Origin of the sequence: Nocardioides potassii, assembly GCF_021648885.1 — a bacterium.
Lineage (GTDB): Bacteria > Actinomycetota > Actinomycetes > Propionibacteriales > Nocardioidaceae > Nocardioides > Nocardioides potassii.
The window spans coordinates 121,828-148,608 of sequence record NZ_JAKJHZ010000001.1 but is presented as its reverse complement, the minus strand read 5'-3'; the positions used below and the strand labels follow the sequence as shown (position 1 = coordinate 148,608).

Sequence of the window (26,781 nt, the reverse complement as noted above, 5' to 3'; positions counted from 1 at the left end):
CACATCCTCGCCGACCCCACCACGTCCCCGTGATGGACTGGCACCTCCACCCCCCGGAGGAGAGACGTTGACCGACCTGCTCGACCAGCTGCGCACGGCCGTCGGCGACGGCCACATCCTCACCGACGAGGCGGACATGGCGGCGTACGTCGTCGACTGGACCGGCGTGCACGCCGGGCGGGCTCGCGCCGTGGTGCGGCCGGGCTCGACGGACGAGGTGGCCGCCGTCCTCGCCGCGTGCCATGCGGCGGGCGTCCCGGTCGTGCCGCAGGGCGGCAACACCGGACTGGTCGGCGGCGGCGTCCCCGACTCGTCGGGCTCCTCCGTGGTGCTCTCTCTCGGGCGGATGCGGACGATCCGCGACGTCGACCCGGTCGCGGGGACGATCACCGTGGACGCGGGCGTGGTGCTCGCCGACGTCCAGGTCGCGGCCGAGGAGGCCGACCGGCTGTTCCCGATGTCGCTGGGCTCGGAGGGCAGCTGCACGATCGGCGGCAACCTCGCCACGAACGCCGGCGGCACCGCGGTCCTGCGCTACGGGATGACCCGCGAGCTGGTGCTGGGACTCGAGGTCGTGCTGCCCGACGGCCGGGTCTGGGACGGGATGCGGGCGCTCCGCAAGGACAACACGGGCTACTCGCTCAAGGACCTCTTCGTCGGGTCCGAGGGCACGCTCGGCGTCATCACCGGCGCGGTCCTGCGGCTGTTCCCCGCCACCCCGCGGCACGCCACGGCCTGGGTCGCCGTGCCCTCGGTCGAGGCCGCGGTGTCGCTGCTCGGGACCGCCCAGCAGCACGCGGGGGCACACCTCGCGACCTTCGAGATCGCCAACCGCCAGGCGCTCGACCTGGTCCTCGCCCACCTCCCCGGGGCGAGCGACCCGCTCGCGGAGCCGAGCGACTGGTACGTCCTGGTCGAGCTCGCCGGCGCCGCGTCCGACGACGGCCTCGACGACGCCCTGGAGGCGATCCTCACCTCCGCCGTCGACGACGGTCTCGCCACCGACGCGGCCGTCGCGGGCAGCCCGGCCCAGCGGTCGTCGCTCTGGGCGCTGCGCGAGGGGATCTCCGAGGCGCAGAAGGTCGAGGGCGCGACGCTCAAGCACGACGTCACGCTGCCGATCGCGTCGCTCGCGTCGTGGGCGTCGTCGATGGGGCCGATCCTCGAGGAGGTCCTGCCCGGCGTCCGGCCGGTCACCTACGGCCACGTCGGCGACGGCAACCTGCACTACAACCTGAGCGCTCCGGTGGGCGGGGACGACGACCTCCGCGCCGCGGCGCACGACCTCTCCACGGCGATCTACGACTCCGTCGCCGCCGGCCACGGCTCCATCAGCGCCGAGCACGGGCTCGGTCGGACGAAGGCCGCCGCGGGGGCGTCGTACAAGTCCGCGGTGGAGGTGGACCTGATGCGAGCCGTGAAGGCCGCCCTCGACCCCCGGGGCCTGATGAACCCGGGCGTGCTGCTGCCGCGCCTAGGCTGAGCCCCATGAAGGCCCAGACGATCGGACGTGTCCTGCTCGGCTCGGCGATGGTGGGCGCGGGCGTGCTGCACCTGACCACGCAGCGCCAGGAGTTCCAGGCGCAGGTGCCCGACTGGTTCCCGATCGACGAGGACCTCACGGTCGTCGGCTCAGGAGTCGTCGAGATCGCGCTGGGCGGCGCGTTCGTCGCCCTGCCGAAGCACCGCCGCACGATCGGCGCGCTGCTCGCGGCCTTCTTCGTCGCGATCTTCCCGGGCAACATCGCGCAGTACGTCGAGGGCACGGACGCCTTCGGCCTCGACACCGACCGGGCACGGTTCGTCCGCCTCTTCTTCCAGCCGGTGCTCGTCCTGTGGGCGCTCTGGGCCGGCGGACTGCTCGGCCGCCGCGCCGGCAAGCGCGAGGAGCAGCGGCGCGACGCGCTGGCGACCGAGGAGGTCGACGTCCACGAGTAGCCCGGGACGTCATCCGTCCGGGACGAGCGGTTGCCCCCTCCGCATGACGTCCCGCTACAGGGTGGGCAGCCAGTCGACCCGGCCCGCCAGGGCGGCGTACCCGACGAAGGCCCCGACGTCGAGCAGGGTGTGGGCGACCACGAACGGCATCACCCGGCCCCAGCGGCGGAACAGGTAGCCGAAGAGCAGGCCCATCACGAGGTTCCCGACGAAGCCGCCGAGGCCCTGGTAGAGGTGGTAGCTGCCGCGCAGCAGCGCGGCCAGGCCGATCGCGGCGGAGTCGCCGAACCCGATCTGGCGCAGCCGCACCTGCACGAAGCCGAGCACGACGAACTCCTCGAGCACGGCGTTCTCCGCGGCGGCGAGCACCAGCACCGGCACCTGCCACCAGACCCCCGGCAGCGACTGGGCGACGACGGTGAGGTTGGTGCCGAGCGCGTAGGTCGCGAGGTAGAACACGACGCCGACGGACCCGACGCCCGCGGCGAGGAGCGCGCCGCGGCCGAGGTCGCCCACCGACGCCCAGCCACCCCCGCGTGCCCAGACGTCCTTGACCCGCGAGCCCGAGCGGACGAGGAGGTACGCCGCCAGCGCGACGGGCACGACCGCGAAGCCGATCCGCAGGAGCTGGTAGGTGAGGTCCAGCCAGGGCCGGTCGGGAGGAGCGAGCGAGTTGTTGAGGTTCGCCCCCTGCGCCGACAGCGGCCCGGGGGCGGTGAGCGCGGCGACGAGGTTGACGACCGAGTAGACCGCCGACCGGCCGAGGGAGACGAGCAGGACCAGCGCGAGCTCGAACCACAGCAGGGCCTTCGCGAGCTCCGGGACGCCGCCGGGCACCGGCGACTCGGGCAGCTGCCACCACGCGCGCCGGGTCGCGGTCGTCGTACTCACACCGGACAGCATCGCGCAGCCTGCTGAGAACAACCTGACGGCAGGGCGAGAAACCGCTGGTCGAGGAAGGCGCCCTGGCGCCTGTCACGAGACCCAGTCAGTGGAGCCGGGTCTTGTGACGGTCGCTACGCGACCTCCTCGACCAGCGGGGAGATCGATCAGTAGGTGTCGGCCAGCGTCGTGGCCATCGACTCCCACTGGGCGTACGCCGTCGGGCAGCAGGAGCGCTGCACCTTGTCGGCGGCGTACGTCTTGCCCATCGTCTCCCAGCCGGAGATGTCGAAGAGGCCGGGGTTGGAGGTGTAGGCCGAGACGCCGAGGAAGCCCTGGGTGGCGTAGGTCGGGTTCACGCAGGCTGTGCCGCCGGAGCACCAGCCCTGGCTCGGCCGCTGCTGGAACAGGCCGAGCGAGTCGCGGTCGCCGAACTGGATGTTGCAGAATCGCGACTCCTGCATGGCCGTCATGAGCGCGATGACCTGCGCGTTGCGGTTGCCGCCGGCGTTGCGGGTCGCGGCGAGGATCCGCTGCACGTTGTCGACCTGCGCGGGGATCAGTGACGACGCAGTCGAGCCGCCGGTGACGTAGCAGAGCGTCTGGTCGTAGGTCTGGCTCCAGCCGAGCAGCTCCTGCCAGGTCGCGAGGTCGACGGTGCCGGTCTGCGACAGGCCGCGGTTGGCCTGGAACTGCACGACGGACGCGCGGGTGCCCGAGCCGAAGACGCCGTCGACGACGAGGTTCGCGCCGTACTTGTTGAGCTGGGTCTGCGCCGCCTTCACCGCGTTGGTGTTCGTCGAGCCCTGCGCCACCTGGACCACGAGCCGCGGCCAGGTGCCGCTGCCGGCGATCCCGTCGACCGGTGAGATGCCCTGCGCCGCCTGGAAGGACTGCAGGTTGGCCGTCGTGCCGCTGCCGAAGATCCCGTCGGCCGTCGTCGGGTAGCCCCGGGCGGTGAGCAGGTACTGCAGCGCCATGGCGTTGTTGTTGCGCGGCTGCCCGGCCTTGGTGATCGGCCACGCGCTGGCCGCCTGGGCGGGCGCGGCGGCGGTGATCGCGAGGACCGCGACGAGGAGGGCGACGAGCGTCGCAGCGACGGTACGGCGCCCGGCGCGGGCGCGCGCGGACATGGTCGATCGATGCATCTGGTGCTCCCGAGAGAAGTGCCCGGGGTTCCGAGAGACCCGGGCGCGTGGCCACGACCCTGCAACGAGGCCGTCGGGATCGTCAAGGTCGCCCCCTTCCCTGTCGCCGTTCGTCGTACGACGATCGGGCGGTGACCACGATCTACGAGGCGGCCGGCGGCATGGAGGTCTTCGAGCGCCTGGCCGAGGCGACCCACCAGCGCTGCCTGGCCGACGAGCTGCTCAACCACCCCTTCTCCCACGCCGACAACCAGCCCGACCACACCGAGCGGCTGGCCGCCTACTGGGCCGAGGCTCTCGGCGGGCCGGCGACGTACACCGGGGCGCGGGGCGGCAGCGAGTCGCACGTGCAGCGGCTCCACGCCGGCGAGGGCGCGTACATGGAGGAGGCGTCGCCGCGCTTCGTGCAGTGCGTGGTCGACAGCTTCGACGAGGCCGGCGTGCCCGACGACGACCGACTGCGGCAGGCGCTCACCGACTACGTCACCTGGTCGGCCCTCGGGCCGTTCCTGGCCTGGGGCCGGTCGGCCGACGACGTCCCCGACGACCTCCCGATGCCCCGCTGGGACTGGGACGGCCCGGCCGCCGTCAATGGTCCGCGAGGCGCTGTAACGCCGGGTTAGGAACTGTACCGACTGGCATGCATGCCAGTCGGTACACGAGCTAACCCGGCGTTACAGGGGTCGGGGGTCAGCGGAGGACGAGGCCGTCCTCGCCGACGTCGACGGTCACCGAGCCGCCGTCGGTCACCTCACCCGCGATCAGCTTTCGGGCCAGCGGGTCGCCGATGGCCGACTGGATCAGCCGGCGCAGCGGGCGGGCGCCGTACGCCGGGTCGTAGCCGGTCTCCGCGAGCCAGGCCCGCGCCGCGTCGGTCACCGAGATGGTGATCCGTCGGACCGCCAGCCGCTGCTCGAGCAGCGTGAGCTGCAGGTCGACGATGTGGGCCAGGTCGTCCTTCGACAGCGCCTCGAACATCACCACCTCGTCGAGCCGGTTGAGGAACTCCGGCTTGAAGTGCGCCCGCACGACGCCCATCACCGACTCCCGCTTCACCTCGGGCTCCATCAGCGGGTCGACCAGGAAGTTCGAGCCGAGGTTGGAGGTGAGGATCAGCAGCGTGTTGCGGAAGTCGACCGTGCGGCCCTGGCCGTCGGTGAGCCGGCCGTCGTCGAGCACCTGGAGCAGGATGTCGAAGACCTCGGGGTGCGCCTTCTCCACCTCGTCCAGCAGGACGACGCTGTAGGGGCGGCGCCGCACCGCCTCGGTGAGCTGGCCGCCCTCGTCGTAGCCGACGTAGCCGGGAGGGGCACCGACGAGCCGCGACACGGAGTGCTTCTCGCTGTACTCGCTCATGTCGATGCGGACGATCGCGCGCTCGTCGTCGAAGAGGAAGTCGGCGAGCGACTTGGCCAGCTCGGTCTTGCCGGTGCCGGTCGGACCCAGGAAGAGGAAGGACCCGGTGGGCCGGTTGGGGTCGGCGATGCCGGCCCGCGAACGACGTACGGCGTCGCTCACCGCGGTCACGGCAGCGCGCTGGCCGATGAGCCGCTCGCCGATGACGGACTCCATCTCGAGGAGCTTGGCCGTCTCGCCCTGCAGCATCTTGCCGGTAGGGATGCCGGTCCACGCCTCGACGACGTCGGCGATCTGCTCGGCGCCGACCTCCTCGCCGACCAGCGGCTCGAGGTCCACCTCCTCGGCCTTCTCGACCTCGGCGATCTGCTTCTCGAGCTCGGGGATCTGGCCGTACTGGATCTCCGAGGCGCCGGCGAGGTCGCCCTCGCGCAGTCGCTTCTCGGCCTCGATCTTCAGCTGGTCGAGCTGACGACGCAGCTCGCCCTCGCCCTGGAGCTGGTCCTTCTCGCGCTCCCAGCGGGCCTCGAGCCCGCGCAGCTCCTCCTCGTGGTCGGCGAGGTCCTTGCGCAGCGCCTCGAGCCGCTCGACCGACGCGGCGTCGGTCTCCTTCTCGAGGGCGAACTGCTCCATCTTGAGCCGGTCGACCTGGCGACGCAGGACGTCGATCTCCTCCGGCGAGGACTCGTGCTCCATCCTCAGCCGCGACGCGGCCTCGTCGATGAGGTCGATCGCCTTGTCGGGCAGCTGGCGCCCGGTGATGTAGCGGTCGGACAGCGTGGCGGCGGCGACGAGCGCGGCGTCGGTGATGCGGACGCCGTGGTGCGCCTCGTACTTCTCCTGGATGCCGCGCAGGATCTGGATCGTGTCCTCGACCGACGGCTCGCCGACGAAGACCTGCTGGAAGCGCCGCTCGAGGGCGGGGTCCTTCTCGATCCGCTCGCGGTACTCGTCGAGCGTGGTTGCGCCGATCATGTGCAGCTCGCCGCGCGCCAGCATCGGCTTGAGCATGTTGCCGGCGTCCATCGCGGAGTCGCCGCCCGCACCGGCGCCGACGACCGTGTGCAGCTCGTCGATGAAGGTGATGACCTGCCCGCCGGCGTCCTTGATCTCCTCCAGGACGGCCTTGAGCCGCTCCTCGAACTCGCCGCGGTACTTCGCACCGGCCACCATCGCGGCCAGGTCGAGCGACAGCACCCGGCGGCCCTTGAGCGAGTCGGGGACGTCACCGGCGACCACGCGCTGGGCGAGCCCCTCGACGACGGCGGTCTTGCCGACGCCGGGCTCGCCGATCAGGACCGGGTTGTTCTTGGTGCGGCGCGAGAGGACCTGCACGACGCGGCGGATCTCGGCGTCGCGCCCGATGACCGGGTCGAGGCGCCCGTCCTCGGCGGCCTTGGTCAGGTCGACGGAGAACTTCTCCAGGGACTCGTACGACGCCTCGGCGGCCTCGCTGGTCACCCGGCGGTTGCCGCGGACGGCCGTGATGGCCTCCCGCAGCCCGGCCGCGGTGAGCCCGGCGTCGGTGAGCACCTTCTGCGCCGGCGACTCGACGGTGGCGAGCGCGACGAGCAGGTGGTCGGTGGCGACGTAGTCGTCCTTCATCGACCCGGCGAGGTCGAGCGCCGAGGCCAGCACGCGGGTGAGGGCGGCCGACGCGCTGGGCTGCTGCACGGTCGACCCGGTCGCGCTGGGCAGCGCACGCTGTGCGGCGACGGCCTTGGCGAGCAGGTCACCGGGGTCGACCCCGGCCTTCATCACCATGCTGCGGGTGGTGCCGTCCTCCTGCTGGAGGAGGGCGACGAGCAGGTGGACGGCCTCGGTGTGGGTGTTGCCACCGGTGGTGGCAGCGAGCTGTGCTGCCTCGATCACCTCGCGGCTGCGCGTGGTGAACTTCTCGGCACCGAACTGACTCAACTCATCTCCTCCGGGTGTGGCTGGTCGAGGAGGTCGCGTGGGCGACCGTCACGGGACCACTGTGGTCCCACCGGTTGCAACGCGCCAGAAGTTGAGTCGATTCCCCTCAACTCTCAGAAGTTTGCCGAGGTCAGCGGTCAGGCGAACGGGTTGGGCAGCGCGCCGGGCAGCCCGGCGAGGAGCTCGCGCGCCCGGGCTGCGTGCTTGTTCTCCACCAGCACCTCGTAGCGGGTGGCCACCACCTGGGTGACGGAGGAGAAGTCGCGCTGGCCGCGGGTGGCGGCATAGCCGATCAGCGCCCACACCAGGCCGAACGTCGCGCCCATGAAGGCGGTGCTCAGCAGCACCTGCCACAGGTTCTCCTCGGTGAACAGCGCGAAGATCAGCCCGATGAAGAGGCCGAGCCAGAGCCCCGAAAGGATGCCGCCGACGGCGACCTTCGACCACGTGAGCCGGCCGGTGACCCGCTCGATGCGCTTGAGGTCCGTGCCGACGATCATCAGCTGGTCGACCGGGAACTTGGCGTCGGAGAGGAAGTCGACGCTCTTCTGGGCCGAGGCGTAGTCGTCGTAGACGGCCAGCGACTGGGGGAACTGCAGCTTGAGCGGTGAGCCGGGCTGCGAGCCCGGGACCAGGCCTGAGGTGGACATGCCTCCACCCTACGGAGGGGCCGGTGGCGCCCCGGGGTGAAGTATTTGCCTGCTGGCCCGAGACTTTACTTTTCAATTGTTTGATTCCTGAGACGGCGGGGCAGTCTTGGGATATGGGCCTGTTCACGATGCCGAAGTACCTCAACGACAACCGCATCATCGCGACGCTCTTCGTCGCGCTGACGTTCGTCAACGCGACTGCGATCCAGAACAACTGGTACTGAGCCCGTCGCGGCATGACACGATCCCCCGGTGGCACCCCCGCCGGAGCTGAGGTCTGACTGCGCACGCTGCTTCGGCCTGTGCTGCGTGCTGCTGCCCTTCTCGGCCGCATCGGGGTTCGGCGTCGACAAGCCCGGAGGCCCGCCCTGCCTCAACCTGCTCGACGACGACCGCTGCCGCATCCATGCCACGCTGCGCGAGGACGGCTGGCCCGGGTGCACGGTCTTCGAGTGCTTCGGTGCGGGCCAGCAGGTGTCCCAGGTGACGTACGCCCGGGTGTCCTGGCGCGAGAACGACAACCTCGCGGAGATGGGCGCCGTGCTGTCGGTGATGCGCCAGCTGCACGAGATGCTCGTGCACCTCGACGAGGTCGAGCGGCGTGCACCGGACCCGGACGCGGCGTCGGTCCGCACCCGGGTCGAGCAGCTGACCGGAGCCGACCCCGAGACCCTGCTGACCACTGATGTCGACGAGCTCCACGAGCAGGTCGGCGGCCTGCTCGGCGCGGCCAGCGCGCGCGTACGACGCCGGTGGCCCGAGGCGCGCGACCTGTCGCGCCGGGACCTGGCCGGGCAGCGGGTGGCCGGCGACCTGCGCGGCTGCACCCTGCGGGGCGCGCTCCTCATCGGCGCGGACCTCCGCGGCGCCGACCTCACTGACGCCGACCTGCTCGGCGCCGACCTCCGCGGCGCGGACCTCACCGGAGCCGCCCTCTCGACGACGCTCTTCCTCGCGCAGCCCCAGGTCAATGCCGCGGCCGGCGACGCGACGACGCAGCTGCCGGACGGGCTGGCCCGGCCGGGCCACTGGACCTGAACCCGGATACTCACGCGCGACACCCGCGCGGTGACCCACACTCGGGCACATGTCACCCGTCTCGTCGCGCCTCGAACCCACCTGGCAGCGCCCCGGGCTCCGCGCCGCCCTCCTGTACGCCGTCGCCGCGAGCCTGCTCGGGGTCGTCGCGTCGGCCGTCAGCCGACTCGAGCTCACCCGACGCGCGGTCCCGGACGGCGAGCTGCCGGACGGGCCGGTCATCGTCGTGGCCAACCACACGAGCGTCGCCGACGGCATCCTGCTCGCCCTCGTGGGGCGGAGGCTCGGCCGGTCGCTGCGCCTGATGGCGACCGGCGGCGTCTTCCGCTCCGCTCTCGTGGGTCCGCTCGCCCGCCGGCTGGGTTTCATCCCCGTCCTCCGCGGCACGGCATCGGCCGCCGGGTCGCTCGACGCCGCTGCGGCCGCGCTCGCGGCGGGAGAGGCGGTCGGGCTGTTCCCCGAGGGCCGGATCACCCGCGACCGGCAGCACTGGCCCGAACGCTCGAAGACCGGCGCGGTCCGCCTCGCGCTCCGCACCGGCGCGCCGGTCGTGCCGGTGGCACTCGTGGGCGCGCAGCAGGTGGTCGGGACGTCCGGGATCCTCCCCCGCCTGCTCCGCAACACCGTCCTGCGCCCCCGCGTCTCGGTCGCGGTCGGCGAGCCCATCGACGTACGACGTCTCGCCGGTGCCCGTGACGGCGTGGACGTCGACGACGCGACCGTGCGCCGGGTGGCCGACGAGGTGATGGCCGCGCTGGTGACGCAGGTGGCCGAGCTGCGCCGGGAGCCGGCGCCCCACCCGGCCGGCGTGCCCGAGGACGCGCTCGGCGCCTGACCGGGCAGCGGCTCAGGAGTAGCGGTGGCTCTTGGCCGCGTGGCCCTTCTCGCGCGTGCAGGTGCGACCGCCCATGTTGCGGTGACCGCACAGGTCCTCGTCGGTCGCCACCGCGGAGGTGGCTGCAGGGGCCGACTTCTTCGGGGCCGGCGGCGCGACGGGCGCCTTCGCCCTGGCCGGAGCGGCGGCCGCCCGCTTCTGCGACTCGGCGTACTTCGCCTCGCGCATCGCGCGCAGGTTGTCCATCTTGCTCATTCGCTCACCGGCCTGATCACCCCCTGACCCTATGCGGCGGCACGGACAGTCACCGACTCCAGTCGATGGCGTCGTGGACCTCCTGCAGCCGCGCACCCCGGGCCGGGTCGTGCTGCGCGACCCAGGCGATCCGGCCGCGCAGGTGGGCCTCCCAGGCCTGTAGGTCGTCACGGTTCTGGCTGCTCGGGCCGTGGCGCCGGCAGTTGTGCAGGATCGCGCGGAGCAGGTCGACCTCGGACCTTGCGACGCGCGGACGGTCGTTGACGACGAGCCCGGCGAGGCGCTGGCGCCCGGCGCGCGGCATCACGCCGGTCTTGCGGGCGTTGAGGCGGAACCCCTCGTCGCGGACGACGGTCTCGATGGCATCGATCAGCCGCGACGTGCCGCGGCCCCACCCCCGGTCTCCCGAGAACGCCAGGTCGTCGGCGTACCTCGTGTAGCGCCCGCCCCAGGACGCGGCGAGCGCCGTGAGGCGTACGTCGAGGCCGAACGCCGCGAGGTTGGCCACCGCCGGTGACGTCGGCGCACCCTGCGGCAGGTGGGGCAGGGCCAGCCGGCGCCCGAGTCGCCAGTGCGCGTCGAGCAGGTGGTCGGCGGACGGCGTCGGCACGGCCCGCCACGCCGACGCCGGCAGGACCGTGGTCACCAGGCCCGCGAGCGCGTGCGCCACGGGCTCGGGGTAGCCCGCCGATCGCCAGGTGCCGTAGACCCGGGACACGGTGACGCTCGCGAAGAAGGCCTCGAGGTCGAGCCTCAGCACGACGGGGCGGCCCGCGTGGGGAGCGGCGTAGGAGGCGACCGAGCCACCGGGCCGGAAGCCTCGAGCGGCCTCGTGGGGTGGTATCCGTCCGGCGAGCTCGTCGAGCAGGCGACGCTGGATCCGCTTGAGCCTCGGCTTCGGGGCCTCGAGGACCCGGATCGCGCCGCTGGGCGCGGGCCGGTGGCTGACCCGGTAGTGCTGCAGCGGCGCCTCGGTGGCGCCGCGCGCGAGGTGCCTGGGGTCGGCGAACCACGCGAGCGCCGCCTGGTCGAGGTCGAGGAGCGTGGCCAGGTCGTCGAGGTCGTGGAGGACCGGCAGCCGCCACCGGTTGGTCATCATCCGGGTCACCGCCACGGGATGGACCATCGGTCCGGAGGCGAGCGCCCTGGTCGCCGCCGGGCACCTCGCGAGGTTGGTGGCGAGCTCGCGCGGCCGGTCGAGCGGCGCGCGGGGATAGAGCTCGAGCACCTGGCGCGCGAGCGGACCCAGCCAGCGGGCGCGCCGGCCCACCACGACGGCGCCGCTCTCCACCATGCCCGCGCGGGTCCACTCGCCGGCGAGGAACGCCGAGGAGAGGGCTCGCGCCAGGTCGGGCCTCACCCGTCGGCCCGGACCGTGGAGGAGTGCGGCAGCGCTGCTCGACCTGTCCCGTCGTGCGCGCGATCTCCTGCAGCGGAGCGCAGCGCTTCGCGCGCGGTGCCGTGCCCGAACGTTCCGGTGGCCCCCGGGGTATCCCCGGAGAGGTGGGCCGGTGACGCGCACCGGTCCGCCGTCTCGAGATGGCGCTGCCGCACGACGGGGACCCTAGCCGGGATCACCGACGGGGAGGCGAGATCAGGTGCCGCGGCGCCAGACGACGACGGACTGACCGACCGCCTGGTGCAGGACCGGCAGCTTGTTGGTCGCGGGCGCCGCCGACTGGGCCGATTGGGCCGCGGCGGCGCGGGTGGCGAGACCGTGGCGGAGGGCCTCCAGCTCGGCCTGCAGCTCCTCGTTGCGGGCGCGCAGCGCGTCGACCTGGAGCTCCAGCGCCATGATCCGGCGCACACCCTCGATCCCGATGCCGGCGCCGGTCAGGTCGGCGATCTGGCGCAGCCGCTCGATGTCGCGGTGGGAGTAACGTCGCCCGCCGCCACCGGTGCGGCCGGGCTGGATGAGACCCATCCGCTCGTAGGCGCGCAGGGTCTGCGGGTGCAGGCCGGTGAGCTCCGCCGCCACGCTGATGACGTAGACCGCGGCGTCGGGCGGCGGGACGAACGGCGAGCTCACGCGAAGAGTCCTTCGCGCAGCGGCTTGCCGCCAGTGGCCGCACGGTAGGCCTCGAGGGCCTCGCGCGCCGTCTGGTCGAGCGTCGCGGGGACCTGCACCTGCACGGTGGCCAGCAGGTCTCCCTTGGAGCCGTCCTTCTTGGTCGCGCCCTTGCCCCGCACCCGGAACGTCCGTCCGTTGGGCGTGCCCGGCGGCACCTTGAGCGTCACCGGGGCACCGCCGAGCGTCGGGATCTTCACCTCGGCGCCCAGCGCCGCCTCGTCGAAGGACACCGGGACGTCGAGGGTGAGGTTGTCACCGGTTCGGCCGAAGACGCGGTGCGGCGAGACCTTCACGGTGACGAAGAGGTCGCCGGCGGGGCCGCCGTTCTCACCCGGCGCACCCTTGCCCTTGAGCCGGATCCTCGCGCCGTCCTTCACGCCGGCGGGGATCCGCGCCTGGATGGTGCGCGCGGACGTACCGCGGCCGCTGCCGTGGCAGGTGGGGCACGCCTCGTCGTACACGAGCTGGCGACCACCGCACCGCGGGCAGGTCTCGTTGATGGAGAACGCGCCGCCGGTGCCGGACACGACGAAACCGGCTCCCTCGCACTCGGGACAGACGTGCGGCCGGGTGCCGGGCTTGCCGCCCGTCCCCTGGCAGGTGGGGCATGCCGAGTCGGACGTCAGCCGGAGCGAGACGGTGACTCCGTCGAGCGCGTCGGTGAAGCCGATCGTCGCGCTGCTCTCCACGTCGGACCCGCGCCGCGGGCGGGGCTGCGACGAACGCGTGCGCTGCCCGCCGCCGAAGAGGTCGCCGAACATGTCGCCGAGACCGCCGCCGCCCCGCTCGCGGAGCAGGTCGTCGAGGTTGAACCCGCCGCCGCCCGCGTAGCCACCGCCGCCGCCCATGCCCGGGCCGAAGCCCCCGCGCGACTGCAGCGAGCGGAACTCGTCGTACTTCTTGCGCTTCGCCTCGTCACCGACGACGTCGTAGGCCTCGGCGACCGCCTTGAACTTCTCGTGCTTGGCGGCGTCACCGGGGTTGGAGTCGGGGTGGTTCTCCCGGGCGAGCTTGCGGTAGGCCTTCTTGACGTCGGCCGCGCTCGCGTCCGAGGCGATCCCGAGGACCTGGTAGAAGTCCTTCGTCGCCCAGTCGTTGCGGAAACCGTCGTTGGTGTCAGCCACGGGAGAACCCCCTCTCGGTCGTCGGCGTGGTCGTGATGGTGGTGGTGAGGTCCAGCGGTCAGTCGACGGGGTCGACGACGAGGACCTGGGCGGCACGCACGACGCGGTCGCCCATCAGGTAGCCGCCCTTGGCGACGTGCTTGACGGTCGTCACCTCGACGTCCGCGTCGGTGCCGAGGTGGCTCAGCGCCTCGTGCCGCGTGGGGTCGAAGGCGTCGCCGGGCTCGCCGAAGCGGACCAGTCCGGACGCCGCGACGACCCGCTCGAGCTGGTCGGCGACGGCCTTGAAGCCGCCCTCGAGCTCGGCGTGCTCCCTGGCGCGGTCGATCGTGTCGAGCACCTCGATCACCGGGGTGAGCGCCTTGAAGGCGGCCGTGTCGGCGGTCAGCTGGCGGTCGCGGTCGACGCGCTTGCGGTAGTTGGCGTACTCGGCCTGCAGCCGCTGGAGGTCCTCGGTGAGGCCGGCGACCTGGCCGCGCAGGGCGAAGACCTCGTCCTGCCCGGCGCCCTGCTCCTCGGCGGTGCCCGGGGCATCGCCAGCCTGACTGCCGGCGACGACGTCGCCCTCGACCTGGGCCTCGACCTCGGTGGCGTCGGTCATCTCGCCGGCCGCGTCGCCGAACCCCTCGGCACCCTGCGTGGGTGCGCCCTCCGGAGAGGGAGCCGCGGTCGGCTCCCCCTCCGGCAGGTCGGTCGCCTCAGGGCCCGTGGTGGGCACGTCGGGGCGATCGGTCACTTGGACTCACCCTCGGTGCCGGTCGCGCCGTCGGTGGCGTCGCCCTCGACCGTCTCGTCGACGATCTCGGCGTCGACGACGTCGTCGTCGGACTCACCGGTCGCCCCGGTGGCACCGCCCGCGGCCGACTGCTCGGCCTCGGCGGCGGCGTACATCGCGGCACCCATCTTCTGGCTGGACTCGCCGAGCTTGGTGACGGCTGCGGTGATCTCCTCGGACGAGGCGTCCTCCTTGGCGAGGACCTCCTTGAGGGAGTCGACGTCCGCCTGGACCTCGGTCTTCACGTCGTCGGGGAGCTTGTCACCGTTGTCGGCGAGGAACTTCTCGGTCGTGTAGACCAGCTGGTCGCCCTGGTTGCGGGCCTCGACGGCCTCGCGACGCTTGGCGTCCTCCTCGGCGTACTGCTCCGCCTCCTTGACCATGCGGTCGATCTCGTCCTTCGACAGGGCCGAGCCGCCTGAGATCGTCATCTTCTGCTCGCGGCCGGACGCCTGGTCCTTGGCGGAGACGTTGACGATGCCGTTGGCGTCGATGTCGAAGGTGACCTCGATCTTCGGCACGCCGCGGGGAGCCGGCGGCAGGCCCGTCAGCTCGAAGTTGCCGAGCGGCTGGTTCTGCGACCACATCTGGCGCTCACCCTGGGCCACCTTGATCTCGACCGACGGCTGGTTGTCGTCGGCGGTCGTGAAGATCTCCGAGCGCTTGGTCGGGATCGTGGTGTTGCGCTCGATCAGCGTGGTCATCACGCCGCCCTTGGTCTCGATGCCGAGGGACAGCGGGGTGACGTCGAGGAGCAGCACGTCCTTGACCTCGCCCTTGAGGACACCGGCCTGCAGCGCGGCGCCGATGGCCACGACCTCGTCCGGGTTGACGCCCTTGTTGGGCTCCTTGCCGCCGAGCAGCTCCTTGACGAGCTCGGTCACGGCCGGCATGCGGGTCGAGCCGCCGACGAGCACCACGTGGTCGATGGCGGAGACCGCGACGCCGCCGTCCTTGAGCACCGACTGGAACGGCGCCTTGGTGCGGTCGAGCAGGTCGGCCGTCAGCTTCTGGAACTCGCTGCGGGTGAGCTTCTCCTCGAAGTGGAGCGGGCCGCCCTCGCCGTGGGTGATGTAGGGCAGGTGGATCGTGGTCTCAGAGCTCGAGGAAAGCTCGATCTTCGCCTTCTCCGCAGCCTCCTGGAGCCGCTGCTTGGCGATCTTGTCGGCGCCGAGGTCGACACCGTTGTTGTCCTTGAACTTCTTGACCATCCACTCGACGACGCGGTTGTCCCAGTCGTCACCACCGAGGTGGTTGTCGCCGGAGGTCGCCTTGACCTCGACGACGCCCTCGCCGATCTCGAGCAGGGACACGTCGAACGTGCCGCCACCGAGGTCGAAGACCAGGATCGTCTGGTCCTCGCCCTTGTCGAGGCCGTAGGCCAGGGCCGCGGCCGTGGGCTCGTTGACGATGCGGCTCACGTTGAGGCCCGCGATCTCGCCGGCCTCCTTGGTGGCCTGGCGCTGGGCGTCGGAGAAGTACGCCGGGACGGTGATGACCGCGTCGGTCACCGTCTCACCGAGGTAGGCCTCCGCGTCACGCTTGAGCTTCTGCAGCACGAACGCGCTGATCTGCTGCGGGGTGAAGTGCTTGTCGTCGATGTCGACCTTCCAGTCCTCGCCCATGTGGCGCTTGACGGACCGGATGGTGCGGTCGACGTTGGTCACCGCCTGCCGCTTGGCGACCTCGCCGACGAGGACCTCGCCGGACTTGGTGAAGGCGACGACGGACGGGGTGGTCCGGGCGCCCTCGGCGTTGGCGATGACGGTGGGTTCGCCACCTTCGAGGACCGCGACGACGGAGTTCGTCGTACCGAGGTCGATGCCGACTGCTCGAGCCATGGTTGTTGCCTCCTGCATGAGATGCGTCTGGGTGGTGCGACTGGTGTGGTGCCTGGGAGCCATCCTGCCGCGATGCCGGCGAGGAGGCAAAACAGTTGAGCCGGTCTGACTCAAGTCTGCTCATGGGATTCAACGCATGGCGGCGCCAGGTGTTCCCGGATCCGGACACCAATTTCCGACGATCTCGACCGTCCTAGCCTTGGCGCATGATCCGGCACACCGTCGCCTTCCGCCTCCAGCACGCCAGCAGCTCGCCCGAGGAGCAGGACTTCCTCGCCGCCGCGCGTGGGCTCGCAGCGATCCCCGGCGTGGAGGCGTTCGAGGTGATGCGGCAGGTCGGGGCGAAGAACGACTGCACGTTCGGCCTCTCGATGGAGTTCGCCGACGAGGCGTCGTACGCCGGGTACGACGCGCACCCGGCCCACCGCGCCTTCGTGGCCGAACGCTGGCTGCCGGAGGTCGCCGACTTCCTGGAGATCGACTACACGCCGCTCTGAACCAGGTCAGCGGGTCCAGACGTACGGCGTCGTCGTGGTGACGGCCTGCAGGCCGGAGCGCTCGAGGATCGGGCGCGACATGTCGGTGCAGTCGGAGTGGATGTAGCGGATGCCGCGCTCCACCGCCGATGAGGCGCGGGCGGCGACGAGGGCGCGGTAGATGCCCCGGCCGCGGAAGTCGGGCAGGGTCGAGCCGCCCCAGATGCCCGCGAAGTCGGTGCCCTCGACCGGGGTGAGCCGGCCGCCGGACACGACGCGGCCACCGACCTCGGCGACCCAGAACTCCGAGGCGCCCGACTCGAGCTCGGCCATCGACGAGGCCACCGACGGCCCGCGCCCGGTGCCGAAGACCGACTCCTGGGCCTCCAGCATCCGCGTGAGGTCGTCCTCCGCGCCGGGGCCGGGCTCGATGCGTCGTACGACGACCGGGCCCTCCGGCGTCTCGTCGAGGGCCACGTCGACGGCGAGCAGCGACGCCTCGCCGATCATCACGGTCTCGACCGGCTCGGCCTCGAAGCCGTGGGCGAGCAGTCGCTCGCCGAGGTCGGCGGGCAGGTCGTGGCCGCGCGACTTCCACTCGAAGGAGTCGACGTCGGTCTCGTCGCGGAAGTGCGCGACCACCTGCTCGACCAGCTCGTCGAGCGCCTCGCCCCCGGTTCCGCCGAGGTCACGGTAGGACACGAAGCCACCGTGGTCGAAGACCGCGCAGAGCAGCGGCCCGATGCGGGTCACCCCCCGGGCGCGGGCCATCTCGGCGTCGGTGCGGAGCTGGTCGTCGTACGCGGCGCGGAGCTCGTCGGGGGTCACGGCGCACACCCTAGGCGTCCGGCGTCAAGGACCGACGCGAAGCGGGATCCCCGCGACTAGACCGGCCTGTCCAACTCGACGAGTGCGCGGTACACATCGTCGGGGGCCCGCGACGGACTGCGGTGGTTCATCGCTTGCACCTCGGACGCGCCGTCGCCGGCAAGGTGCGACGACCTCATGGGAAGCGATGACAACCAGATGACCACTTCTCGGCTCTCGCGAGCCTCCCTGCTGGCACTCGCCAGCAGTGGCGTGTTCGCCTCGACTGCGCTGGGGCTTCCTGCCCACGGCGTCGTGCAGCTGTCGGCTGCCGCCTCCGTGCCCGTGGCCTGCGACGCGACGGCCCTCGTCAACGCGATCGCCGCGGCGAACGTCAACCCCGGACCCGACGACCTCCAGCTGACGGCCGGGTGCACCTACCTGCTCACGGCGAGCAACAACACCTACTACGGCCCCACTGGCCTGCCGACGATCTCCTCCGAGATGACCATCGACGGCAACGGCGCCACGATCAGCCGCTCGGCCGCAGCCGCGCCCTTCCGTCTCGTCACGGTCTCCGGCGGCGGCAACCTCACGCTCCACGAGGTCACCCTCACCGGCGGGCTGGCGCGCGGAGGCGACGGCGGCGACGACCGCGGCGAGGGCGACAACGGCGGTGGCGGCGGCGGGGGCGCCGGGCTCGGCGGCGCCGTCTACAACCTCGGCACCCTCATGGTCGACGGCACCATCACCGGCAACTCCGCTCGCGGCGGCGACGGCGGCGACAGCGCCCTCAACTCGGCCAGCGAGGACGACGGCGGCGGCGCCGGCGGCGGCGGCATGGGCGGCAACGGCGGCGACAGCGGCACCGACGGTGGCGACGGCGGCTCCGGCGGCGGCGGCTGGGGCGGCGCCGGCGGTGCCGTCACCCTCGAGTCCCTCGACGGCAGCGGCGGCGGCGGTACGACGTCCGCCGGCGGCGCCTCGACGAACCTGGCTCCCGGAGCCGGGGGCGTCGAGAACGGAGGCGCGGGTGGAGACGACGCCACCACGGCGCCCGGCGGCGGCGGCGCGCTCGGCGGCGGCGCCGGCGGTGGGGCCGACGAGGGCAACGGCGGGAACGGCGGCATCGGCGGCGGCGGTGGCGGCGCCGGCGAGAACGACTCCGGCGTGACGGAGCGCGGCGGCGACGGCGGCTTCGGCGGCGGTGGCGGCGGCGGGGGCGAGGACGGCTCCGGCGGCAACGGCGGCTTCGGTGGCGGCGGCGGTGGCGCCGACGCCAACGGCAACGCCGCCGACGACGGTGAGGTCGCCGGCATCGGCGGCACCGGCGGCGGCAACGGCGGCGGCGCGATCACCGGCACCGACACCTTCGGCGGCGGCGGTGGCGGCGGCGCCGGCATCGGTGGCGGCGTCTTCAACGACGGCGGGACCGTGCGCGTGGTCGACGGCTCCAGCGTGTCGTCCAACAGCGTGGCCGGCGGCGCCGGGGGGCTCGGCGACACCGCGCAGGTCAACGGCCAGGCCGGACAGGGCATCGAGCCGGGTGTCTACAACCGCGGTGGAACCGTCGTGACGGTGCCCAAGCCCGCCCCGCCGGTGGTCCTGAAGTGCCGCGGCGTGGCCGTGACCATCGCCGGGACCACGGGCGACGACGTCATCCGTGGCACGTCCGGTCGCGACGTCATCTCCGGCCTCGGTGGCAACGACGTCATCAAGGGCCTCGGCGGCAAGGACCTCGTCTGCGGCGGCCCTGGCAACGACACCATGCGCGGCGGCGCCGGCAACGACAGCCTCTTCGGCCAGGGCGGCAACGACAAGCTCATCGGCCAGGGCGGCAAGGACAAGCTGCGCGGCAACGGCGGCAAGGACGCCCTCAAGGGCGGCGGCGGCAACGACAACGTCAAGGGCAACGGCGGCGCCGACAAGCTCAGCGGCGGTGGCGGCAGCAAGGACGTCTGCGACGGCGGGTCGGGCACCGACTCGGGCGGTGGCGGCTGCGAGACGGTCAAGCGGATCCCCTGACCCGCTGATCCTGCGAGGGCCCGGTCGTCCCCCGACGACCGGGCCCTCTGCGTCGCGGCATCGGGTGGGCGTCGGGGCACCGTCGGCCAGCAAACCCTGACTTTCCCCCTACTTTCGGCGAATCGGCTACGCGATCCGGCGGACGGACCGCACACTTCCCTCGTGCTCCATCGGGGGAACCTGCGTCGGCTGACCGGCGCCACAGTCGTCGTGCTGCTGCTGGCTGCCCTCATCGCCTTCTACGCCGCCGACCGCGCAGGGGCCGGACCGACGCGTTGCCAGCAGCACCGTATCGACTCCCGCGAGCGCGCGGACAGTGTCACGGGCGAGGGCCAGCGCGTCCTGGTGATCGGCGACTCGTGGTCGGTCGGTCTCGGCCAGGACGACCTCGCCGACTCGTGGCCCTCGCGGCTGCCGGGCGAGGTGCACGTCGCCGGGTTCTCCGGGTCGGGCTTCAGCGTCCACGCGAGCAGCTGCGGTCCGGTGTCCTTCCACGACCGCGCCCCGACCGCGTTGTCCGTGCGGCCGGCGCTGGTGGTCGTCGAGGGCGGCCTCAACGACTACGACCAGCCCTCGGCCGCGATCGAGACCGGCTTTCGCGACCTGATGGCCGACCTCGCGGGCCAGGAGGTGGTGGTCGTGGGACCGGCCGACGCTCCCTCGCGCTCGCGCGCGGTCCCGCGCGTCGACGCCCTGCTGACCCGCCTCGCCCGGGAGTACGGCGTGCCCTACGTCCGCACCAGCGACCTCGACCTGCCCTACCTCGACGACCGGCTCCACCTCACGACCGCGGGCCACCGCGAGCTCGGCGACGTCGTCGCCGACCGGGTCGCCGCGCTGACTCCCGCGCGACCGGCCGTCCCCACCCGCTGATCCGCTCGTCCACGGTCCGCCGGACGACCGGAATCCGTCGCGTCCGATGACCGAACAGTTGTGCCGATCGTCGTCCGAACGGTGCAGGTTCTCGCGCTGCACGAACCTGCAGTTCAGGCGCCATTGACGTCGATCCGCGCCATTGCGAACTTGTGCACTGGTCTGCAACACCCAATCCATCCTCGGGTCACCCCGGCCCGAACTCATGATTGGAAAACTCCCAGTGAAGACACCTCGCCTGGCCGCACTGGCCGGTATCGCAGCGACAGCAGTCGCCGCGTCGTTCCTCGCGCCGGCCGTCACCTCGGCCGACGCCGCACCCGCCGCGGGCAACCCCCGCGCGGAGGCCCAGGCGGCAGCCGCCGCCTGGGTGAAGGGCCACGGGAACGCCCTCGAGCGCGCCACCTCGGACGCCTTCGTCCGTACCGGCACCTTCGAGGGTGACAACTCGATCTACTCGATGGCCTACGAGCGCACCCACGAGGGCCTGCGCGTGGTCGGTGGCGACTTCGTCGTCCTCGCCAACGCCGACGGCCAGGTCGTCGGCTCGTCGGTCGCGCAGGACGCGCCCGTCGAGATCGGCAGCACCACGGCGAAGATCCCCGCCTCGCGCGCCACCCAGGCCGCCAAGGGCCTGGCGGACAAGGGCGCCGAGACCACCACGCCCGAGCTGGTGATCTGGCACCGCGACGCCGGCACCAGGCTGGCGTACGAGGTCGAGGTGCGCGGCACCCACGACGGCGAGGTCTCCTGGCAGCGCGCCTGGATCGACGCGAACACCGGCGAGGTGCTGGAGTCGCGTGAGCAGATCGCGCACGGGCAGGGCACGGGCAACTGGGAGGGCAACGTCACCATCCCGACCTCCGGATCCGGGTCGTCGTACTCGATGACCAACCCCAACGCCACCACGATGAAGTGCCAGGACGCCGCCACCAACACGACGTTCTCCGGGACCGACGACCTGTGGGGCAACGGGGTCGGCACCAACAAGGAGACCGGCTGCGTCGACGCGCTCTACAGCGCCGAGCAGGAGCGGCTCATGCTCTCCAGCTGGCTCGGCCGCAACGGCATGAACGGCTCGGGCGGCTGGGTGCCGATCCGGGTCGGCCTCAACGACGTGAACGCCTACTACGACGGCACGCAGGTCCAGATCGGCCACCGCCAGGGCACCAACGAGTGGATCGGCGCGATGGACGTCGTCGCTCACGAGTTCGGCCACGGCATCGACGACAAGACCCCGGGCGGCATCTCGAGCAACGGCACCCAGGAGTTCGTCGCCGACACCTTCGGCACGGCGACCGAGTTCTTCGCCAACAACCCGGCGGACCCGGCCGACTACACCATCGGCGAGGAGGTCAACCTCGTCGGCGCGGGCCCGATCCGCGACATGTCCAACCCGGGCAACGTCGGTGACCCGTCCTGCTACTCCAGCTCGATCCCGACCGCCGAGGTGCACGCCGCGGCCGGCCCGGGCGACCACTGGTGGTACCTGCTCGCCAACGGCGGCACGTCGAGGTGCAACGGCCAGGCCGTGAGCGGCGTCGGCGTCCAGAACGCCATGAAGATCATGTACAACGCGATGCTCATGAAGACGAGCTCGGCGTCCTACCTCAAGTACCGCACCTGGACGCTCACCGCGGCGAAGAACCTCGACTCCACCTGCGGCCTCTTCAACTCCACCAAGGCCGCGTGGAACGCCGTCAACGTCCCGGCGCAGACCGGCGACCCGACCTGCGGTGGCACCACCACCACGCCGCCCACCACCACCCCGCCGCCCACCGGCGGCAACATCCTCGGCAACCCGGGCTTCGAGTCCGGCGCGACCGTGTGGACCGGCACCGCCGGACCGATCACCAACAACACGGGTCGTCCGGCCCGCAGCGGCTCGTGGAAGCTCTGGCTCGGCGGCAACGGGACCGCGGGCACCGAGACGATCAACCAGTCGGTGACCATCCCCTCCACCGCGACCGCCGCCACGCTGTCGTACTGGATCCGGACCGACACCGCCGAGAGCGGCTCGACGGCGTACGACACCATGCGCGTGCAGGTCGTGGACGGCTCGACCGCCACCACGCTGCGCACGTTCACCAACGTCGGCACCAACGCGACCTACACCCAGTACTCGCACTCGCTGACGGCCTACAAGGGCAAGACGGTGACGATCCGCTTCACCATGACCGAGGACTCGTCGCTCCAGACGAGCTTCGTGGTCGACGACACCGCGCTGAACGTCTCCTGACGGTCATCCGCACCCCCTGACGGGGCGGGGCAGCGCTGCTGCCCCGCCCCGTTCCTCGTTCCCCACCTCTCGGGAGTCCCCATGCGCACGCCTCGCTCGTTCCGTACGTCCGCCCTGTCCCTCGTGGCGGCCGGCGCCCTCACCGCCTCGGTGCTGGTCGGAGGCGGTGGCTCGCCTGCCGTCGCGGCCGCCTCGCCCGACCTCAGCGTCACCAACGTCACCGCCCACCTCCAGCAGCTGCAGAGCATCGCGACCGCCACCGGCGGCAACCGCGCCACCGGCCGGCCGGGCTACAAGGCCTCGCTCGACTGGGTGAAGGCGAAGCTCGACGCGGCCGGCTACACCACGACGGTCCAGTCGTTCTCGACCTCGTCCGGGACGTCGTACAACCTCGTCGCCGACTGGCCCGGCGGCGACCCGGAGCACGTCGTGATGACCGGCGCGCACCTCGACAGCGTGGCGGCCGGCCCCGGCATCAACGACAACGGCACCGGGTCGGCGGCCGTCCTCGAGGCCGCGCTGGCGTGGGCCGCGAGCGGCAACAGCGCGCGCAACCACCTCCGGTTCGCCTGGTGGGGTGCGGAGGAGCAGGGCCTGCTCGGGTCGAACACGTACATGTCGCTGCTGCCGACCGCCGACAAGGACCGCATCGACCTCTACCTGAACTTCGACATGGTCGGCTCGCCCAACCCCGGCTACTTCGTCTACGACGACAACGCGGTGGGCAACTTCGCGCGCGACGCGATGACGTCGTACTACACGTCGAAGGGCATCCCCTGGGAGTACATCGACGTGCAGGGCCGCTCGGACCACGCGTCGTTCCGCAGCTACGGCATCGCCACGACCGGCATGTACTCCGGCGGCGAGACCACCAAGACGTCGGCGCAGGCCCAGAAGTGGGGCGGCACGGCCGGGCAGCAGTTCGACCCCTGCTACCACCGCTCCTGCGACACGATCTCCAACATCGACACCACCGCGCTGGACCGCAACCTCGACATGATCGGCCACATGGTCTGGCGCTACGCCGACCACGACTTCGGGGGTACGACACCGCCGACGACGCCGCCCGCCGGTGGCAACCTGCTCACCAACCCGGGCTTCGAGTCCGGCGCGACGGGCTGGGCCGGGACGGCGGGTCCCATCACGAACAACACCGGCCGCCCCGCCCGGACCGGGTCGTGGAAGGCCTGGCTCGGCGGCAACGGCAGCACGTCGACCGAGACCATCTCGCAGCAGGTGACGATCCCCTCGACCGCGACCGCGGCCTCGCTCGCCTACTGGATCCGCACCGACACCGCCGAGTCCGGCTCGACGGCCTACGACACCCTGAAGGTGCAGGTCGTCAGCGGTACGACGACCACGACGCTGCGGACCTTCAGCAACGTCGGCGCGAACGCGACCTACACCCAGGCCAGCCACAGCCTGCTGGCGTATAAGGGCAAGACGGTCACCGTGAAGTTCCTGATGACCGAGGACTCCTCGCTGCAGACGAGCTTCGTGCTCGACGACACCTCGGTGACGACCTCCTGACCGGCGGCCGGCCCTACTCCGCGAGCCAGGCGGCCCAGCTGTCGAAGGAGTAGGGCCGGCCGAGGAAGTCGGCGACGAGGTCGGCGGCGTCCTTGCGACCGCCCATCCCGAGCACCCGGTCGCGGTAGGCGTGGGCGACCTCGGGGGCGAACATGTCGTCGGCGTCGAAGGCCGAGAACAGGTCCTTCGCGATCACGAGCGACCACATGTAGGTGTAGTAGCCCGACGAGTAGCCGTCGAGGTGGCCGAACGCGCAGTGCATGTGCGCTCCCTCCAGCGGCGGGAACACCGAGTAGCGGCGCTTCAGCTCGTCGCCGTACGCCGTCAGGTCGTCGTGCTGGCCGGCGTGGAAGAAGTAGGACCGGGCGGCGTAGGACATCTGGTGCACGGCGTAGATGCCCTTGCCGAACTGGTCGGCGCGGCGCATCGCCGCGACCAGGTCGACCGGGATGGTCTCGCCGGTGGCGTTGCGGGCGAAGGTCGCCAGCACGTCGGCGTCCCAGGCCCACTCCTCGAGCATCTGGCTGGGCGCCTCGACGAAGTCCCACTCGGTGGCGACGCCGGAGAAGCGCACCCAGTCACCCTGCCCGCCGAGGACGTGGTGGACGAGGTGGCCGAACTCGTGGAACAGCGTGACGACCTCGTCGTGCTCCATCAGCCCGCGGGCGAAGTTGCAGACCAGCACGCCCTCGGGGAGCTGCTCGCCCGCGACGCCCTTGACCATGTCGAACTGGGCGGCGTGCTTGAACTTGCCCTCGCGCGGGTGGAGGTCGAGGTGGATGCGACCGATCCGCACGCCGTCGAGGCCGACGTCGTAGCTCGCGACCTCCTCGTGCCACGTGCCGGCCTCCTCGCGGGAGACCGGGGTCCACTCCAGGCCGAACAGCCGGCCGGTGACGCCGAGGAGCCCCTGGCGGACCTGCTCGAAACCGAAGTAGGTGCGCACGACCTGTCCGTCGACGTCGTACTGCTCCCGGCGGACCAGCTCGGAGTAGTAGCGCGAGTCGTACGTCGTCACCGTGTCGGCGTCCGGGTGGTCCGCGCGCTTGCGCTCGAGCAGGACGGCGACCTCCTCGCGGGCCCGCTCGACGGCGGCGGCGCTGATCCGCTCGATGAAGTCCGCGATCGCCTGGCCGCTGCCGATCATCTTGACCTCGGAGTCGTAGTCGGGCCACGACGCGTAGCCGAGCAGCGCGGCGGTCTCCCGGCGTACGGCGAGCAGGTCCTGGAGCACCTCGTCGTTGGCCGGCCAGGCGACGTTGCTCTGCGCCAGCGCCAGCTCGCGGCGGGCGGCGCCGTCGGAGCCGAACGTCATGAAGGGGACCAGGTCGGGATAGTCGGTGGTGATGGTGACGAGGCCGTCGGCGTCGGCGGGGTGCGCCTCGCGGTAGTCCTCGGGCAGGCCGGCAAGGCGCTCGGGCGCCAGTCGCACCGACCGGACGTCGTCGCGGATGTTGCGGCCGAAGTCCTGGGAGAGCCGCACGCCGGTCTCGCTCAGCTCGCGGAGCCGGTCGCGGGTGGCGTCGTCGCGGTCGACGCCCGCCCGGCGGAAGTCGCGCAGGGTCAGCTCGAGGAGGCGTCGGGCGTCGGCGTCCAGCCCGTCGGCCGAGAGCCCGTCGAGGACGGCGAACAGCTCGCGGTCCTGCCCGAGCTCGGTGACGTACTTCTGCACCTCCTGGCTCAGCTCGTCGGCACGCTCGCGCACGGCCTCGTCGGGGTGCACCTCGGCCCAGAGGGCGACGGCCTCGGCGTTGGCGATCGCGGTCTCGGCGCGGTTCCACGCGGCCAGCACGGCCTCGGGGCTGTCGTCGGTGCCGTTCTTGACCTCCCCGACGTGTCGCCGCGCCTCGGCGAGCTGGCCCTCGGTGCGCTCGGCCACCCAGCCGAGCCAGTCGCCCGGGCCGGGCAGGTGGAGGGGGGCGAGATCGGTGTCGTGGGTCACGTCGCGAGCCTATGACCCGACTGCGACGCGCCGTCCAGCGGAATACCCGCGGAGGTGGACGAGTAGAGACCTGTATGACTGTTCCGACCATCCCCCTCCACGACGGCACGTCCATCCCCCAGCTCGGCTTCGGCGTCTACCAGGTGCCCCCGCCGGAGACCGCTGCCACGGTCGCGCAGGCGCTCGAGGTGGGCTACCGCCACATCGACACCGCGCAGATGTACGGCAACGAGGCCGGCGTCGGCGAGGCGATCCGCCAGTCCGGCCTCGACCGCGACGACCTCTACGTGACGACCAAGCTCAACAACACCTTCCACCTCCCCGACGACGCGCGCCGCGAGATCGACGCATCGCTCGACCGGCTCGGCCTGGAGCAGGTCGACCTGTTCCTCATCCACTGGCCGCTCCCCACCCGGTACGACGGCGACTTCGTGCAGACCTGGCGCGCGCTGATCGAGGCGCAGGAGGCGGGCAAGACCCGCAGCATCGGCGTCTCGAACTTCCAGCCGGCCCACCTCGACCGCATCGTCGAGGAGACCGGCGTCGTACCGGTCGTCAACCAGGTCGAGGTGCACCCGTTCTTCGCCAACGAGGACGTGCGGGCCGCCAACAAGAAGCACGGCGTGCTGACCGAGGCCTGGTCGCCGATCGCGCAGGGCAAGGTGGTCGACGACGACACCATCGGCGAGATCGCCTCGCTGGTGGGTCGCACGCCCGCCCAGGTCACCCTCCGCTGGCACGTCCAGCGCGGCGACATCGTCTTTCCCAAGTCGATGAGCGCCGAGCGGATGCGGCAGAACTTCGAGATCTTCGACTTCGAGCTCGAGCCCGCCCACATGTCCGCCATCGACGAGCTCGACAACGGCGAGTCGGGCCGGATGGGCCCGAACCCGGACACCTTCGACTGGATCCCCTGATCCTTCTCCGAGCGGTGGTCCAGCCACATTCCCGAACCGCGAAATGTGGCTGCGCCACCGCTCCCGACGAGACACCCGCCCGAGCGGTGGTCCAGCCACATTCCCGAGCCGCAAAATGTGGGTTGGCCACCGCTCGACGGGC

Annotated in this window: 23 protein-coding genes; 11 read left to right on the top strand and 12 right to left on the bottom strand. The window is 71.9% G+C overall.

Annotated features, from left to right (window positions below):
* Nucleotides 1-67: 67 nt before the first annotated feature.
* Both L2K70_RS00695 and L2K70_RS00690 read left to right on the top strand, forming a co-directional pair.
* On the top strand, nt 68-1,483 hold the full coding sequence (locus tag L2K70_RS00695; protein WP_236397511.1) for an FAD-binding oxidoreductase: 1,416 nt from the start codon (nt 68-70) through the stop codon (nt 1,481-1,483).
* A 5-nt stretch (nt 1,484-1,488) separates the two neighbouring features.
* Entirely contained in the window at nt 1,489-1,938 is a 450-nt protein-coding gene (locus L2K70_RS00690; protein ID WP_236397510.1) for a DoxX family protein, read from the top strand.
* Between the two features lie 54 nt (nt 1,939-1,992).
* Here the strand turns inward: L2K70_RS00690 and L2K70_RS00685 are convergent, their stop codons facing one another.
* Nucleotides 1,993-2,829 (bottom strand): CPBP family intramembrane glutamic endopeptidase, encoded by an 837-nt coding sequence (locus L2K70_RS00685; RefSeq protein ID WP_236397506.1) that lies wholly within the window; start codon nt 2,827-2,829, stop codon nt 1,993-1,995.
* Between the two features lie 158 nt (nt 2,830-2,987).
* Entirely contained in the window at nt 2,988-3,968 is a 981-nt protein-coding gene (locus L2K70_RS00680; protein ID WP_236397503.1) for a peptidoglycan-binding domain-containing protein, read from the bottom strand.
* A 131-nt stretch (nt 3,969-4,099) separates the two neighbouring features.
* On the opposite strand from L2K70_RS00680, the gene L2K70_RS00675 reads away from it, so the two are divergent.
* Nucleotides 4,100-4,591, top strand: a complete 492-nt coding sequence (locus L2K70_RS00675; protein WP_236397500.1) for a globin domain-containing protein — start codon at nt 4,100-4,102, stop codon at nt 4,589-4,591.
* A gap of 67 nt (nt 4,592-4,658) precedes the next feature.
* Here the strand turns inward: L2K70_RS00675 and clpB are convergent, their stop codons facing one another.
* The gene (clpB, locus tag L2K70_RS00670) at nt 4,659-7,241 is read right to left on the bottom strand and encodes an ATP-dependent chaperone ClpB (RefSeq protein WP_236397497.1); all 2,583 of its coding nucleotides are present in this window, start codon (nt 7,239-7,241) and stop codon (nt 4,659-4,661) included.
* A 137-nt stretch (nt 7,242-7,378) separates the two neighbouring features.
* Nucleotides 7,379-7,891 carry a YflT domain-containing protein gene (locus tag L2K70_RS00665; RefSeq protein ID WP_236397494.1) on the bottom strand — a complete coding sequence of 171 codons (513 nt, stop codon included), beginning with the start codon at nt 7,889-7,891 and terminating at the stop codon, nt 7,379-7,381.
* A gap of 252 nt (nt 7,892-8,143) precedes the next feature.
* Between L2K70_RS00665 and L2K70_RS00660 the strand changes: the two genes are divergently transcribed.
* Both L2K70_RS00660 and L2K70_RS00655 read left to right on the top strand, forming a co-directional pair.
* On the top strand, nt 8,144-8,929 hold the full coding sequence (locus L2K70_RS00660) for a pentapeptide repeat-containing protein (protein WP_236397491.1): 786 nt from the start codon (nt 8,144-8,146) through the stop codon (nt 8,927-8,929).
* A 49-nt stretch (nt 8,930-8,978) separates the two neighbouring features.
* Nucleotides 8,979-9,764, top strand: a complete 786-nt coding sequence (locus tag L2K70_RS00655; protein ID WP_236397488.1) for a lysophospholipid acyltransferase family protein — start codon at nt 8,979-8,981, stop codon at nt 9,762-9,764.
* 12 nt (nt 9,765-9,776) lie between these two features.
* Here the strand turns inward: L2K70_RS00655 and L2K70_RS00650 are convergent, their stop codons facing one another.
* The 6 genes from L2K70_RS00650 to dnaK form a co-directional block, all read right to left on the bottom strand.
* The gene (locus L2K70_RS00650) at nt 9,777-10,019 is read right to left on the bottom strand and encodes a hypothetical protein (protein ID WP_236397485.1); all 243 of its coding nucleotides are present in this window, start codon (nt 10,017-10,019) and stop codon (nt 9,777-9,779) included.
* 49 nt (nt 10,020-10,068) lie between these two features.
* Complete coding sequence (locus L2K70_RS00645; protein WP_236397482.1) at nt 10,069-11,379, bottom strand: reverse transcriptase family protein; 1,311 nt, start codon at nt 11,377-11,379, stop codon at nt 10,069-10,071.
* A 234-nt stretch (nt 11,380-11,613) separates the two neighbouring features.
* A complete protein-coding gene (locus L2K70_RS00640) occupies nt 11,614-12,048 on the bottom strand; it encodes a heat shock protein transcriptional repressor HspR (RefSeq protein WP_236397479.1) in 435 nt (144 codons plus the stop codon).
* Entirely contained in the window at nt 12,045-13,214 is a 1,170-nt protein-coding gene (dnaJ, locus tag L2K70_RS00635) for a molecular chaperone DnaJ (protein ID WP_236397475.1), read from the bottom strand. Before dnaJ ends, L2K70_RS00640 begins: the two co-directional genes overlap by 4 nt.
* A gap of 58 nt (nt 13,215-13,272) precedes the next feature.
* Nucleotides 13,273-13,950 (bottom strand): nucleotide exchange factor GrpE, encoded by a 678-nt coding sequence (locus tag L2K70_RS00630; protein WP_236397472.1) that lies wholly within the window; start codon nt 13,948-13,950, stop codon nt 13,273-13,275.
* Complete coding sequence (gene dnaK, locus L2K70_RS00625; protein ID WP_236397469.1) at nt 13,947-15,830, bottom strand: molecular chaperone DnaK; 1,884 nt, start codon at nt 15,828-15,830, stop codon at nt 13,947-13,949. Before dnaK ends, L2K70_RS00630 begins: the two co-directional genes overlap by 4 nt.
* A 206-nt stretch (nt 15,831-16,036) precedes the next feature.
* On the opposite strand from dnaK, the gene L2K70_RS00620 reads away from it, so the two are divergent.
* Nucleotides 16,037-16,327, top strand: a complete 291-nt coding sequence (locus L2K70_RS00620) for a Dabb family protein (protein ID WP_236397466.1) — start codon at nt 16,037-16,039, stop codon at nt 16,325-16,327.
* Nucleotides 16,328-16,333: 6 nt separating this feature from the next.
* On the opposite strand, the gene L2K70_RS00615 is transcribed toward L2K70_RS00620, so the two are convergent.
* The gene (locus tag L2K70_RS00615) at nt 16,334-17,134 is read right to left on the bottom strand and encodes a GNAT family N-acetyltransferase (RefSeq protein WP_236397464.1); all 801 of its coding nucleotides are present in this window, start codon (nt 17,132-17,134) and stop codon (nt 16,334-16,336) included.
* A 198-nt stretch (nt 17,135-17,332) separates the two neighbouring features.
* On the opposite strand from L2K70_RS00615, the gene L2K70_RS20845 reads away from it, so the two are divergent.
* From L2K70_RS20845 to L2K70_RS00595, 4 genes are all read left to right on the top strand, one after another.
* Nucleotides 17,333-19,138 carry a calcium-binding protein gene (locus tag L2K70_RS20845; protein WP_268929937.1) on the top strand — a complete coding sequence of 602 codons (1,806 nt, stop codon included), beginning with the start codon at nt 17,333-17,335 and terminating at the stop codon, nt 19,136-19,138.
* Nucleotides 19,139-19,300: 162 nt separating this feature from the next.
* On the top strand, nt 19,301-20,011 hold the full coding sequence (locus L2K70_RS00605; RefSeq protein ID WP_236397460.1) for an SGNH/GDSL hydrolase family protein: 711 nt from the start codon (nt 19,301-19,303) through the stop codon (nt 20,009-20,011).
* A gap of 223 nt (nt 20,012-20,234) precedes the next feature.
* On the top strand, nt 20,235-22,250 hold the full coding sequence (locus L2K70_RS00600; protein ID WP_236397457.1) for a M4 family metallopeptidase: 2,016 nt from the start codon (nt 20,235-20,237) through the stop codon (nt 22,248-22,250).
* An 81-nt stretch (nt 22,251-22,331) separates the two neighbouring features.
* Nucleotides 22,332-23,780 carry a M28 family metallopeptidase gene (locus L2K70_RS00595; RefSeq protein ID WP_236397453.1) on the top strand — a complete coding sequence of 483 codons (1,449 nt, stop codon included), beginning with the start codon at nt 22,332-22,334 and terminating at the stop codon, nt 23,778-23,780.
* 13 nt (nt 23,781-23,793) lie between these two features.
* Here the strand turns inward: L2K70_RS00595 and L2K70_RS00590 are convergent, their stop codons facing one another.
* Nucleotides 23,794-25,722 carry a M3 family metallopeptidase gene (locus L2K70_RS00590; protein WP_236397450.1) on the bottom strand — a complete coding sequence of 643 codons (1,929 nt, stop codon included), beginning with the start codon at nt 25,720-25,722 and terminating at the stop codon, nt 23,794-23,796.
* Nucleotides 25,723-25,796: 74 nt separating this feature from the next.
* Between L2K70_RS00590 and L2K70_RS00585 the strand changes: the two genes are divergently transcribed.
* The gene (locus tag L2K70_RS00585; RefSeq protein ID WP_236397447.1) at nt 25,797-26,639 is read left to right on the top strand and encodes an aldo/keto reductase; all 843 of its coding nucleotides are present in this window, start codon (nt 25,797-25,799) and stop codon (nt 26,637-26,639) included.
* The last annotated feature ends 142 nt before the right edge of the window (nt 26,640-26,781 follow it).

What these genes read in the sequence shown, in the direction of transcription:
- L2K70_RS00690 (WP_236397510.1), top strand. Translation starts at nt 1,489, where the DNA reads ATGAAGGCCCAGACGATCGGACGTGTCCTGCTCGGCTCGGCGATGGTG.
- L2K70_RS00680 (WP_236397503.1), bottom strand. Translation starts at nt 3,968, where the DNA reads ATGCATCGATCGACCATGTCCGCGCGCGCCCGCGCCGGGCGCCGTACC.
- L2K70_RS00665 (WP_236397494.1), bottom strand. Translation starts at nt 7,891, where the DNA reads ATGTCCACCTCAGGCCTGGTCCCGGGCTCGCAGCCCGGCTCACCGCTC.
- L2K70_RS00655 (WP_236397488.1), top strand. Translation starts at nt 8,979, where the DNA reads ATGTCACCCGTCTCGTCGCGCCTCGAACCCACCTGGCAGCGCCCCGGG.
- L2K70_RS00650 (WP_236397485.1), bottom strand. Translation starts at nt 10,019, where the DNA reads ATGAGCAAGATGGACAACCTGCGCGCGATGCGCGAGGCGAAGTACGCC.
- dnaK (WP_236397469.1), bottom strand. Translation starts at nt 15,830, where the DNA reads ATGGCTCGAGCAGTCGGCATCGACCTCGGTACGACGAACTCCGTCGTC.
- L2K70_RS00620 (WP_236397466.1), top strand. Translation starts at nt 16,037, where the DNA reads ATGATCCGGCACACCGTCGCCTTCCGCCTCCAGCACGCCAGCAGCTCG.
- L2K70_RS20845 (WP_268929937.1), top strand. Translation starts at nt 17,333, where the DNA reads ATGACCACTTCTCGGCTCTCGCGAGCCTCCCTGCTGGCACTCGCCAGC.
- L2K70_RS00595 (WP_236397453.1), top strand. Translation starts at nt 22,332, where the DNA reads ATGCGCACGCCTCGCTCGTTCCGTACGTCCGCCCTGTCCCTCGTGGCG.
- L2K70_RS00585 (WP_236397447.1), top strand. Translation starts at nt 25,797, where the DNA reads ATGACTGTTCCGACCATCCCCCTCCACGACGGCACGTCCATCCCCCAG.